11 protein-coding genes are annotated in these 11,642 nt (G+C 55.5%); 8 read left to right on the forward strand and 3 right to left on the reverse strand.

Translation table 11 applies throughout. The annotated features are described in order from the left end of the window. A partial coding sequence (gene hydA / locus LY622_RS06445) for a dihydropyrimidinase (RefSeq protein WP_234290128.1) occupies positions 1-1,421 on the forward strand: 1,421 nt, incomplete at its 5' end. 68 nt (positions 1,422-1,489) lie between these two features. Here hydA (LY622_RS06445) and LY622_RS06450 read toward each other — a convergent pair. The 3 genes from LY622_RS06450 to LY622_RS06460 form a co-directional block, all read right to left on the reverse strand. Continuing rightward, positions 1,490-2,173, reverse strand: a complete 684-nt coding sequence (locus LY622_RS06450) for an aspartate/glutamate racemase family protein (RefSeq protein ID WP_234290129.1) — start codon at positions 2,171-2,173, stop codon at positions 1,490-1,492. A gap of 220 nt (positions 2,174-2,393) precedes the next feature. Next, positions 2,394-3,311: an allantoinase PuuE gene (puuE, locus tag LY622_RS06455; RefSeq protein WP_234290130.1), complete on the reverse strand. Its 918-nt coding sequence runs from the start codon at positions 3,309-3,311 to the stop codon at positions 2,394-2,396. Further along, positions 3,301-4,026, reverse strand: a complete 726-nt coding sequence (locus LY622_RS06460) for a GntR family transcriptional regulator (RefSeq protein WP_234290131.1) — start codon at positions 4,024-4,026, stop codon at positions 3,301-3,303. The genes puuE and LY622_RS06460 overlap by 11 nt, the downstream gene beginning before the upstream one ends. A 148-nt stretch (positions 4,027-4,174) precedes the next feature. Here LY622_RS06460 and LY622_RS06465 point away from each other — a divergent pair, with 148 nt between their 5' ends. From LY622_RS06465 to hydA (LY622_RS06495), 7 genes are all read left to right on the forward strand, one after another. Next, positions 4,175-4,897: a maleate cis-trans isomerase family protein gene (locus LY622_RS06465; RefSeq protein ID WP_234290132.1), complete on the forward strand. Its 723-nt coding sequence runs from the start codon at positions 4,175-4,177 to the stop codon at positions 4,895-4,897. 48 nt (positions 4,898-4,945) lie between these two features. Continuing rightward, positions 4,946-5,641 carry a cyclase family protein gene (locus LY622_RS06470; RefSeq protein ID WP_234290133.1) on the forward strand — a complete coding sequence of 232 codons (696 nt, stop codon included), beginning with the start codon at positions 4,946-4,948 and terminating at the stop codon, positions 5,639-5,641. Positions 5,642-5,690: 49 nt separating this feature from the next. Next, complete coding sequence (locus tag LY622_RS06475) at positions 5,691-6,740, forward strand: TRAP transporter substrate-binding protein (RefSeq protein ID WP_234290134.1); 1,050 nt, start codon at positions 5,691-5,693, stop codon at positions 6,738-6,740. Positions 6,741-6,804: 64 nt separating this feature from the next. Beyond that, complete coding sequence (locus LY622_RS06480) at positions 6,805-7,410, forward strand: TRAP transporter small permease subunit (protein WP_234290135.1); 606 nt, start codon at positions 6,805-6,807, stop codon at positions 7,408-7,410. Then, positions 7,403-8,704 carry a TRAP transporter large permease gene (locus tag LY622_RS06485; protein WP_234290136.1) on the forward strand — a complete coding sequence of 434 codons (1,302 nt, stop codon included), beginning with the start codon at positions 7,403-7,405 and terminating at the stop codon, positions 8,702-8,704. Before LY622_RS06480 ends, LY622_RS06485 begins: the two co-directional genes overlap by 8 nt. Positions 8,705-8,719: 15 nt before the next feature. Further along, a complete protein-coding gene (locus LY622_RS06490) occupies positions 8,720-10,114 on the forward strand; it encodes an amidase (protein ID WP_234290137.1) in 1,395 nt (464 codons plus the stop codon). Positions 10,115-10,224: 110 nt separating this feature from the next. Next, a partial coding sequence (gene hydA, locus LY622_RS06495) for a dihydropyrimidinase (RefSeq protein WP_234290138.1) occupies positions 10,225-11,642 on the forward strand: 1,418 nt, incomplete at its 3' end.

Genomic DNA, 11,642 nt, shown 5'->3' on the forward strand with positions numbered 1-11,642 from the left:
TAGATACCCTGATCAAGAACGGCCTGATCATCACCGCCGCCGATCGTTACCACGCCGATATCGGCATCAAGGATGGGCGCATCGTCACCCTTGGCCAGGGCCTGGAGGGCGCCGAGGAGGTGATCGACGCCGACGGCCTCTGGGTAATGCCCGGCGGCATCGATGCCCACTGTCATCTGGATCAGCCCCTGAGCGACGGCGCGGTGATGGCCGACGGCTTCGAGAGCGGCACTCGCTCGGCGGCCTGCGGTGGGACGACCACGGTGATCCCCTTTGCCGCCCAGCAGAAGGGGCAGAGCCTGCGTGCCGCGGTGGCGGATTATCACCGCCGCAGCGAGGGCCAGGCGCTGATCGATTACGCCTTCCATATGATCGTCACGGACCCCACCGAGACGGTGCTCAAGGAGGAGTTGCCGGCGCTGATCGCCGAGGGCTACAGCTCCTTCAAGATCTACCTCACCTACGACGACCTCAAGCTCAATGACCGGGAGGTCCTCGAGGTGCTGGCCATGGCCCGCCGCGAGGGCGGCATGGTGATGGTGCATGCCGAGAACGCCGACTGCATCGCCTACCTCACTGAACTGCTCGAATCCCAGGGACAGACGTCGCCGTTCTACCACGGCGTGGCGCATTCGGCGATCGCCGAGCGTGAGGCCACCCACCGCGCCATCTCCCTGGCGGAGTTGATCGACGTGCCACTGTTGATCGTGCATGTGTCCGGTCCCGAGGCCATCGAGCAGATCCGCTGGGCCCAGGGACGCGGCCTGCGGGTCTACGGCGAGACCTGCCCCCAGTACCTGATGCTCACCGCCGCCGATCTGGACAAGGAGGGCTTCGAGGGCGCCAAGTGCGTATGCAGCCCGCCCCCCCGCGACAAGGCGGCCCAGGAGGCGGTGTGGCAGGCGCTGGAGAGTGGCGTCTTCCAGGTCTTCTCCTCGGACCACGCCCCTTTCCGCTACGATGACCCTCAGGGCAAGAAGCTGCATGGAGACGAGGCCGGCTTCCACCATATCCCCAACGGGATTCCGGGGCTCGAGACGCGGCTGGCGATCCTCTTCTCCGAGGGGGTGGTGAAGGGGCGCATCGATGCCACCCGCTTCGTTGCGCTGACCGCCACCAACCCGGCCAAGATCTATGGCCTCTATCCCCGCAAGGGCACCATCGCCATCGGCAGCGATGCCGATCTGACCCTATGGGACCCTGAGGCCCGCACCACAGTGCGCAACGCGGCCCTGCACCATGCCGTGGACTACACCCCCTATGAGGGGTTAGAGCTTACCGGGCGGCCGGTGCTTGCCCTGTGCCGCGGCCAGGTGGTGTCCCGCGACGGTGAACCGACCGCCGTGCCGGGACATGGGCGCTTCCTGAAGTGTGACAAGCCACAGCCGGCCCGGCCTCGTGGTGTGGCTAAGGGGTTCTGAACATGAATATAGATGCTCGGAATGATTTTCGAATAAGGCTCTGTCTTGGGGCTACTCTATATCCCAATTTATAATATCCGGGTCGATTCACCGCCTAGCTGCATCAGCGCCTGACACTGCAGTATCGCAGCCTCGAAGCAGTCGACAAGCCGAGAGTTGTGTTGAGCAGGTAGGCTAGTAGCCAGCCCGGCAAAAGCTGCTCCGCCAATGATTGTCACATCGGGATTTAGTCTTTTCTGGTGTCGGGTTAGGGTCTCAGCTAGGCGGTGATGCATCTCTTCACGTTGGCTTGGCAATTTCAAGTCTTCGATGTTAATTGCTTCTATGGCTAGGCAGCGCCGCGCTAAACCGAGATCGTATACCACCTCTTCAATCATCTTCGGCCAACGCTCTCCGGGAGTAAGTATTGAGAAGCGCCCGCCCAGTTGCTGGGCGGTAAGCAACGAGGACTCAAGCATTCCTACCACCGGCACCGGGCTAATCTCGCGAACTGCGGCGATGCCTGGCTCGCCAAAGCAACTCAGAAGTATAGCATCGTAGCGCCTGTCATCTTTCGCTAAATGAATCTCAACTAATTTAACTAATTCAGCGCCGGCCAAGGCACAATCTCGGCGAGAGCCGATGTAAGGAACGCTCTCTGTAGCCGTATCCGACAGCACCTCTACACTCTGGCCCAGAATGCGTCGTGCCTCTTCAGTCATCTGCGCGGTCAAGGCAGCATTACTATTACCATTTAGCAACAATAGTCGCATCTCATTGCTCCTGCCCCGCTGCTGTGCAGCGAAAGGCCGTAAGAATTAAAAGCTGACAGGTTAAGTTGATTGCCATGTGACTTTTTTATAAATTCCGGGGTGTTTCTAAAAAAGTTTGCTATGAATGTGAAGTGGTTATGTTTTTCTTAAATCAGTCAATCCATTATAAGAATAATTTTGCGTTAATGTTTGTGTTTTTTTGTCTGGCAAGTTAAAAGAGTTAAGGGTTAGGGTGGTGGTGGTTAAACCAGTGCTTAGCAATGTCTTCTCTCCGTGCAATCCAGACTCCTTTGTGAGTAGAGATATAGTCAAGGAATTTTTCAAGTGCAGCGGCACGTCCTGGACGTCCAGCCAAGCGGCAGTGTAGGCCAATTGACATCATGCGAGGGCTTTTCAGTCCCTCTCGGTACAGCTGGTCAAAGGTGGCACACAGGTAATCAAGCCAGTCTTTCCCGGTATCGAATCCAGGCGACGACGCAAATCGCATATCATTAGTATCAAAACTATAGGGTATGACAAGATGGTGCCCCTGATTATGTTCAATCCAATAAGGAATCTCATCGTTGTAGGCATCGGAATCATAGGTAAATCCACCATGTTCAATAACTAAGTTTCTAGTGTTGGCGCTGATTCTTCCTGTGTACCAGCCAGTTGGTGCCTTGCCTGTCAACTTCAAAAGAATATCGACACAACGTCGCATGTGTTCGCGCTCAGACTTAAGTTCGACGTTACGATAGTCGATCCACCTCCAGCCATGCGCAGCAATTTCATGGCCATCTTGAACCAGTCGTTCGGCGATCTCCGGCACCCTTTCCATGGACTGGGCAACCGCAAAAGCCGTCAAGGGTAGTGAGCGATCACGAAAGATGTCGAGTAGCCGCCAGACGCCGACGCGGCTTCCATACTCGTAATGAGACTCCATGTTGAGGTTGCGTGTGCCCTCCCATGGGCCACACAGCATGTCGGAATTCAGGTGCTCGGCAGCAGTATCACCATCCAGGATATGTGATTCCGAACCTTCTTCGATATTGAGCACGAATGACAAGGCAATACGGGCACCCTTCGGCCATTGTGGATGGGGCGGGGTAGACCCATACCCACGAAGATTAGCGAGTCGTTGTTCGGTGTCAGATTGCATTAGAGAGGGCCTCTTCGATATCTACAACATCATCAGGTTCACTCAAGTCCATTTTTGCCTGTATGTGACCGATGTGTGTTGACATCAAGCGCTCGGCCTTGTCGGCGTCACCCACCGCTATAGCTTCCAGTAGAGCGAAATGGTCATCACACATGCAGCCAGACCGTCCACGTGCGGCATAGTATGCCTGCGACAGGGCACTGCGGGACAAGATGTTGGCCAGCATTTCACTCAGAACAGTGTTGTTGGACATCATTGCAATCTTGGTGTGGAACTCACGGGAGCACCTGATGGCACCTGTATAGTCGTCACCATCCCAGCAAGCCATTTCTTGTTCCACGATAGTTCTTAGGGATCTGATGTCATCTGCAGAGGCTCGTTCCGCTGCCAGGCGAGCCATTGCACATTCGATGATCATGCGTGCTTCGCACATCTGCCTAGTCTGCTCAACAGTGGGTCTTGCGACAAAAGCTCCCCTGTTCGGCTTGATTTCGACCAGCTTGTCTCTGGCCAGCAAGGTGAGAACCTCACGGACTTTTGGTCGGCTGGTTGAAAAATATTTTGCAAGTTTTTCTTCGGGAAGACGAGCTTCAGTGGGAAGCAGGTGGTCGCTGATCGCGGTCGACAGGCGCTTGTACATTTCGGCACGGGATGCCCCCCCACTTCGTGCCCTGCCCTTGCCTTCTTCCATAAGAGTGTCATCTATGGGCTCCATTGCGCAGTGACTCCTATCTTGATTTTTCCGCTTTGTCAAGCGTATGGGTATGGCGTGCGAGACTACCCATAAAAGATAACCTTTGACAACCTCTCGGTCAATTGCTAGAAGTACAAGGCAAGATTGTTAACAAAAAAGGAAGATATTGATGACAATTCTGAGAGTCGGGATGCTCACCCCCTCCTCCAATACCGTGCTCGAGCCGGTGACAGCGGCGATGGTCAGCACGCTTGAGGACGTCACGGTTCACTTCAGCAGGTTCACCGTCACCGAGATTTCGTTGGGTGACAAGGCGCTGGGGCAGTTTGACGCCCGCCCTATGCTGAATGCGGCACACTTACTCTCCCATGCCAAAGCTGACGTCATCAGTTGGAATGGGACCTCTGCAAGCTGGATAGGCCTCGAATCGGACCGACGTCTGATTGAACTGATTCAGGGCGAGACTGGAATCCGCGCCACCACCACTGTGATATCTCTAATGGAGGCACTGGCTGCGATGGGCGCGAAGACCTACGGGCTGGTGACGCCCTACACTGAAGATGTTCAGAATAGAATAGTTAACAATTTCAACAAGCATTGTCTGCATTGTGTGTCGGAGGTTCATTTTGATCTGAAGGACAATTTTTCTTTTGGCGTCGTGGGCTCTGATCGTATTGCCGAAGGAGTGCGGCATGTCGCTACCAAGAAGCCGGATGCGATTGTCATTTTGTGTACAAATTTGTCCGGAGCATCTATAGCCAGCGAGCTGGAACTTGAAACAGGTGTTCCGATCTTGGACTCCGTGAGTGTAACCGTATGGGGGGCGCTGCGTGCCTTGGGTCGCTCGACGCAGTTGCTTGAGCGCTGGGGTCCTACCTTGGCCAGGTTGTAGCGACCGAGTTTGAGAAGGTATGTAAATTGACTGAAAGGAGAGAAGAAAATGTCAAGAATTGTGGACTTAACATTACCGCTAGCAGATGGGTTGCCCGCTCTTGGGCGCCTGGCAAGGCCGGTTATTATCCCGCACACGACGCATGAAACATCCAAGAAATTCAAGCAGGGAACACCTGACGACCTGCTGACCTTTACAACCTATTATATGGGTATGCTCGACCATACTGGAACGCATATTGATGCGTTATCACATAATAATCCAGAAGGTGCGACTATTGATAAAATGCCTGTGGAAATGTTCATGGGAAAAGCCGTTTGCCTTGACCTCAGGCATATACCGGATAGAGGTGAGGTGACAAGAGAAGATATGGAAGCCGCTGAGAAGGAATCTGGTGTAAGAGTCGATGGACACATCGTGCTAATGTGTACAGGGTTAAATGCAAGGCACTGGCCAAACGATTCTGTCTGCAACAACAACCCGCAAATCAGTGCGGGTGCTACTCATTGGTTACATGAGCGCGGCTCGAAAGTGCATGGTGTGGAAGGACCGTCAACAGATCGTGTCGATGAAAATCTCTTTATTAACCACAGGATTTGTCGTGATCTGGAGATGGTTCATTACGAATGGTTGTGGAATCTAGAGGAGGTGATAGGAGTCGGTGAGTTTCAATTTCAAGGTATACCACTGCGTATCAAGGGGGCTTCAGGCTCACCGGTGAGAGCGTTGGCCTTCATCAATTGAAACGTTGCGGTAGGCTATAACACTAGATCGAGAGTATCGGAGTGTAATCATGTACAACAAGAAGAAGTTCGCTATTGCAGCATTAACCGCTGGTGTGGTTGTTTATGGACAGTCAGCATTGGCAGAGATCAATCTCAGGGCAATCGGAATTGTATCGACCCATCTGCACCATACTGAGCTGGAAAAAGAATTTTATGCGAATCTGGCAGATACGACAGGGCTTGACATCTCAGTCAACTTCAATCCGCTGGATGTAGTGGGTGTCAACATGCAGGACACACTTCGGCTCGTACGTAGCGGAGCCTTTGATGTCGTTGAAACCACGATTGGCTCTGCCGCTCGAGACGATCCCTTTGTTGAAGGTCTTGATCTGATTGGTGTGTCACCGGACATCGACACTTTGAAGGAGGTCGTTGGTGTATACCGCGCTCCGCTTGAGGAGCGTGTCGCTGAGCGGTTCGGTGCTAGAGTGATGAGCCTGTGGCCCTTCGGCCCCCAGGTGTTTTTCTGTAAGGGTGATGTCGACGGCGTCCAGGACCTTGACGGCCTGCGAGTACGTTCCTACACGCCGAGCATGTCAGCACTTGTGGAATATCTGGGGGCTACACCCGTCACCATGCAGTTTGCGGAGGTCTACCCTGCTCTTCAGCGTGGTGTCGCCGAGTGTGCCGTGACCTCTCCCACATCAGCCAATACCGGCAACTGGCCCGAAGTGACCGATTCCCTGGTGATGCATGGCATCAGCTGGTCGGTGCAAGGGCACTTCATGAACCTCGATACCTGGAACAGGCTGTCCCCGGAAGCCCAGGTCGCGCTGGACGCCGCTTACCAGGAGCTGGAAGACCAGTTCTGGGACATGGCCAGAAACCTGACCGACGAAGCGGTTAACTGCACCATTGGTGGTGACGATTGCCATGGCTACAATCCTTTCAACATGACATTGAAGGAACCGAGTGACGGCGATATTCACCTCGTCAATGAGGCTGTCGAGGCCGTGGTCCTTCAGACTTGGGGCAACACCTGTAACAACAACTATCCTGAGTGTTCTCGCATCTGGAACGAAACGGTCGGTGAGCTGCGTGGACTAACCATCGAATAAGTGTTTTCTAACCCTGTCCGGCCCCATGGCTTGTCCATGGGCCGGTCGATTAGGGAGGTGGATCATGCGGGACAAAAACTATCTTAAACCGCTTGAAGGCCTAATAAATATAGCTGCCATTGTCTGTGGTTATGCTGCTCTTGGCCTGAGTTTTTTGATTGGCTATGAGATATTGGCTAGACGGTTCCTTTCACACTCGGTTCAGGGTGTCGATGAGATCGGAGGTTATGTACTGGCGACTACGGCAGCGGTGGGCTTTGCTTCTGCACTCCTGTACAGGATGCACACTCGAATCGATGTCGCGATCGGGTATTTCCCGAAACCCGTCCAAGCGATACTGAATACAATAGCAGCGGCTCTTTTTGCTGGTTTCGCTGTGTTCATGCTGCTGCGCGCCTGGGACTCACTCCAGGAAAGCATCGCATACACTAGTCGTGCCAGTACGCCACTGCAGACACCCCTGTGGATTCCTCAATCATTATGGGTTGCAGGTATCGGCCTGTTTGCCTTGGTTGCCTGTGCCATGGCGCTTCATAGCCTGTGGCTTCTGTCTCGCAAGAGAGTCGACAGTGTCAATAATACCTATGGCCCTCCATCTCTTCAGGATGAGGTCGATGAGCAGGTATCTGAGGCCAAGCGCACGCTTAATGAGGGGAAAAAACATGATTGATATTGCAGGTGCAGCCATTGGCTTCGCCACCATGCTTGGCCTTATGGTGTTGGGTGTCCATGTCGCTGTAGCTATATTTCTTATTAGCGTTTTGGGCGCCTTGGTCTATCTCGGTCCTCAGCTGATCAATACATTTGGAACTCAGTTGTGGTCTGTCATGAATGACTTTATCTTGACAGCCATTCCGTTATTTATCCTGCTCGGTGAGCTGTTGCTGCGCAGTGGCATTACCCAGAGGATGTATCATGGTCTATCAGACTGGCTCGGACGCTTACCAGGAGGCCTTCTGCATACCAATATCGGTGCGAGCGCCATGTTTGCAGCCGTGTCAGGTTCGTCGGTAGCGACGGCTGCCACTATCTCGACCGTAGCATTGCCCGAGCTTAAGGAACGTCAATACAACGAAAGGCTTGTTTTGGGCTCCATCGCTGCCGGTGCGACGCTTGGGATCCTGATTCCGCCCAGTGTTAACCTTATCATCTATGGTGCGCTGACCAGTACATCCATTGGCCGCCTTTTTGCGGCTGGAATTGTGCCGGGCTTGCTGTTGGCCTCCCTGTTCATGCTGGCAATAATCGTTATCTGCAGCTTCTATCCTAAGCTGGCTGGTAATGCTATGGAAAAGCCAAGTTGGGCCAAGAAGATGGAAAGCCTTCGCCACCTTATTCCTCCAATGAGTATCTTTGCTGTCGTCATGGGAAGTATTTACTTAGGCTGGGCAACTCCCACCGAGGCGGCGGCGGTTGGTGTAATCATGGCTTTTGGCTTGGCTGCTTTCAATCGAGCACTCACTTTCACGATGCTGCATGAAGCATTCCTCTCCACTGTGCGCACCACCGCTATGATACTTCTTATTATCATTGCGGCATTCTACTTGAAATTCATCATCGGTATTTTGGGTGTGCCTCAGGCTATGACGGCGTTCGTTGCTCAAATGGATCTCAGCGTATTGGGCTTCATTTTGGCTTTGATCGTTTTTTATCTGATTTTAGGGTGCTTTATAGAGACGCTATCCATGATGGTTGGTACTATTCCCATAGTATTTCCTGTCGTCGTCTTCATGGGCATCGATCCGGTCTGGTTTGGTATCTTCCTGGTGCTGATGATGGAGTTGGCGCTGATTACCCCACCGGTAGGCATGAATTTGTTCGTGGTTCAAGGTGTGCGCCGTACAGGACCTGTGACGGATGTATTCATCGGTGTGTTGCCATTCATTCTAGTCGTGCTGTTGACAGTGGCCCTGATCATTGCTTTTCCGGCCATTGTCACTTGGCTCCCTTACAAGATTTTATGAAAAAGGGGTTCATGCATGGATACTTTAATGCTTTCCGCCCATGGTCTGTTGGATGAGTTGCACAGAGGCAGGGTTTCATCTCTCGATATTGTTGAGGCAAGCCTCGAGCGTATTGATGCACTCGATGATCGCCTGAAAGCCTTTATCACTGTGGACGCTGATGCTGCTAGAGCTGCGGCTCGCAAATCCGACCGTGAGCGTGCCTCGGGCAGCACGTTAGGCCTGTTGCATGGGTTGCCCGTGGCGATCAAGGATGTGACTGCTACTGCCGACCTTCTTACCACGCAGGGATCCAGGATCTTTGCAGACAATGTGCCGACTCAGGATGAGGAGTCGGTGGCGCGGCTGCGTAAGGCTGGAGCGATCATCATTGGAAAGACCAACACACCCGAGTTTGCCTTCGGGGCAGTCTGCACTAATGCCCTGCGTGGGCCTACTTGCAATCCTTGGGATACGCGACTGACCTCGGCCGGCTCGAGTGGTGGGTCCGCTGTAGCCGTAAGTACGGGGATGGTGCCCCTCGCACAGGGAACCGACTTCGGTGGTTCGGTTCGCACCCCTGCTTCCTTTTGTGGCTGCATCGGTTTGAGACCAACTCCGGGAATCATACCGGAGCCGCGGCGAGCACTAGGGTGGAGCAGCCTTGCGACCCAAGGAGTACTCTCGCGCAATGTGAAGGATGCCTCGTTGATGGTTTCGGTCATGGCCGGCATGCACCCCGACGACCCGACATCTTTGAAGCCCCGCTGGCCGGCAGGAGAGACGCGCAAGCCACGCGTTGCGGCATCGTTGACACTGAATGGAGCCTTTCGCGTCGATGACGAGGTGGGTGATGCCTTCTACCATGCTTGTCGGCAGGCTGAGCCTGTGTTTGGCACACTCCACGACGTCAAGCCTGACCTCGATGGGGCGCTCCAGGCCTTCAAGACGCTTCGTGCGGCCGAGTCATGGGTCAAGTTCGGCAGCATGGTCGATGAGCATGAAAATCAGTTGACCGAGTCCTACGTTTGGAATGTAAGACAAGGCCGGCATATCACGGCAGAAGAATACCTGAATGCGGAAGTGACCCGAACAAGGACGTGGAGGGCTTTCCAGAGAATGTTCGAGAATGTCGACATCTTGCTGATGCCTGCCGCCAGTGTCATGCCTTTCCCGAATTCCCAAGGCGAGGTCATGACTGTCGGTGGCCAACCTTGCGAGAGTATTATCGACTACCTTGCCTGCACGTTCATCGTCTCCCTTGTCGGCTTTCCCTCCTTGTCGATTCCGGCGCCAAGAAAAGCCGGCGAACTTCCTTTCGGTGTGCAAATCATCGCGCGCCCCGGCCACGAGGCCATGCTCTTGCATGCGGCCCAGCTGATGGAAGAGGCAGGGTTCCAACATCAGTGGCCACATTTGACTCCCAGCTAGAGGCATTCGTCATGAAGCTCTCAAGTGCTCAGTTGCGCGAGTCCTGCTGATGCATGAGCCGAACGAGCCAGCCTTTTTCTAATCCCACCTCATAGCGAGAGCCTACTGTCATGCAGTTAGATACCCTGATCAAGAACGGCCTGATCATCACCGCCGCCGATCGTTACCACGCCGATATCGGCATCAAGGATGGGCGCATCGTCACCCTTGGCCAGGGCCTGGAGGGCGCCGAGGAGGTGATCGACGCCGACGGCCTCTGGGTAATGCCCGGCGGCATCGATGCCCACTGTCATCTGGATCAGCCCCTGAGCGACGGCGCGGTGATGGCCGACGGCTTCGAGAGCGGCACTCGCTCGGCGGCCTGCGGTGGGACGACCACGGTGATCCCCTTTGCCGCCCAGCAGAAGGGGCAGAGCCTGCGTGCCGCGGTGGCGGATTATCACCGCCGCAGCGAGGGCCAGGCGCTGATCGATTACGCCTTCCATATGATCGTCACGGACCCCACCGAGACGGTGCTCAAGGAGGAGTTGCCGGCGCTGATCGCCGAGGGCTACAGCTCCTTCAAGATCTACCTCACCTACGACGACCTCAAGCTCAATGACCGGGAGGTCCTCGAGGTGCTGGCCATGGCCCGCCGCGAGGGCGGCATGGTGATGGTGCATGCCGAGAACGCCGACTGCATCGCCTACCTCACTGAACTGCTCGAATCCCAGGGACAGACGTCGCCGTTCTACCACGGCGTGGCGCATTCGGCGATCGCCGAGCGTGAGGCCACCCACCGCGCCATCTCCCTGGCGGAGTTGATCGACGTGCCACTGTTGATCGTGCATGTGTCCGGTCCCGAGGCCATCGAGCAGATCCGCTGGGCCCAGGGACGCGGCCTGCGGGTCTACGGCGAGACCTGCCCCCAGTACCTGATGCTCACCGCCGCCGATCTGGACAAGGAGGGCTTCGAGGGCGCCAAGTGCGTATGCAGCCCGCCCCCCCGCGACAAGGCGGCCCAGGAGGCGGTGTGGCAGGCGCTGGAGAGTGGCGTCTTCCAGGTCTTCTCCTCGGACCACGCCCCTTTCCGCTACGATGACCCTCAGGGCAAGAAGCTGCATGGAGACGAGGCCGGCTTCCACCATATCCCCAACGGGATTCCGGGGCTCGAGACGCGGCTGGCGATCCTCTTCTCCGAGGGGGTGGTGAAGGGGCGCATCGATGCCACCCGCTTCGTTGCGCTGACCGCCACCAACCCGGCCAAGATCTATGGCCTCTATCCCCGCAAGGGCACCATCGCCATCGGCAGCGATGCCGATCTGACCCTATGGGACCCTGAGGCCCGCACCACAGTGCGCAACGCGGCCCTGCACCATGCCGTGGACTACACCCCCTATGAGGGGTTAGAGCTTACCGGGCGGCCGGTGCTTGCCCTGTGCCGCGGCCAGGTGGTGTCCCGCGACGGTGAACCGACCGCCGTGCCGGGACATGGGCGCTTCCTGAAGTGTGACAAGCCACAGCCGGCCCGGCCTCGTGGTGTGGCTAA

It is taken from the genome of Halomonas alkalisoli, assembly GCF_021412585.1.
Classification (GTDB): domain Bacteria; phylum Pseudomonadota; class Gammaproteobacteria; order Pseudomonadales; family Halomonadaceae; genus Halomonas; species Halomonas alkalisoli.

What these genes read in the sequence shown, in the direction of transcription:
- puuE (WP_234290130.1), bottom strand. Translation starts at nt 3,311, where the DNA reads ATGCAATCTGACACCGAACAACGACTCGCTAATCTTCGTGGGTATGGG.
- LY622_RS06490 (WP_234290137.1), top strand. Translation starts at nt 8,720, where the DNA reads ATGGATACTTTAATGCTTTCCGCCCATGGTCTGTTGGATGAGTTGCAC.
- LY622_RS06485 (WP_234290136.1), top strand. Translation starts at nt 7,403, where the DNA reads ATGATTGATATTGCAGGTGCAGCCATTGGCTTCGCCACCATGCTTGGC.
- LY622_RS06460 (WP_234290131.1), bottom strand. Translation starts at nt 4,026, where the DNA reads ATGGAGCCCATAGATGACACTCTTATGGAAGAAGGCAAGGGCAGGGCA.
- LY622_RS06475 (WP_234290134.1), top strand. Translation starts at nt 5,691, where the DNA reads ATGTACAACAAGAAGAAGTTCGCTATTGCAGCATTAACCGCTGGTGTG.
- LY622_RS06450 (WP_234290129.1), bottom strand. Translation starts at nt 2,173, where the DNA reads ATGCGACTATTGTTGCTAAATGGTAATAGTAATGCTGCCTTGACCGCG.
- LY622_RS06480 (WP_234290135.1), top strand. Translation starts at nt 6,805, where the DNA reads ATGCGGGACAAAAACTATCTTAAACCGCTTGAAGGCCTAATAAATATA.
- LY622_RS06470 (WP_234290133.1), top strand. Translation starts at nt 4,946, where the DNA reads ATGTCAAGAATTGTGGACTTAACATTACCGCTAGCAGATGGGTTGCCC.
- LY622_RS06465 (WP_234290132.1), top strand. Translation starts at nt 4,175, where the DNA reads ATGACAATTCTGAGAGTCGGGATGCTCACCCCCTCCTCCAATACCGTG.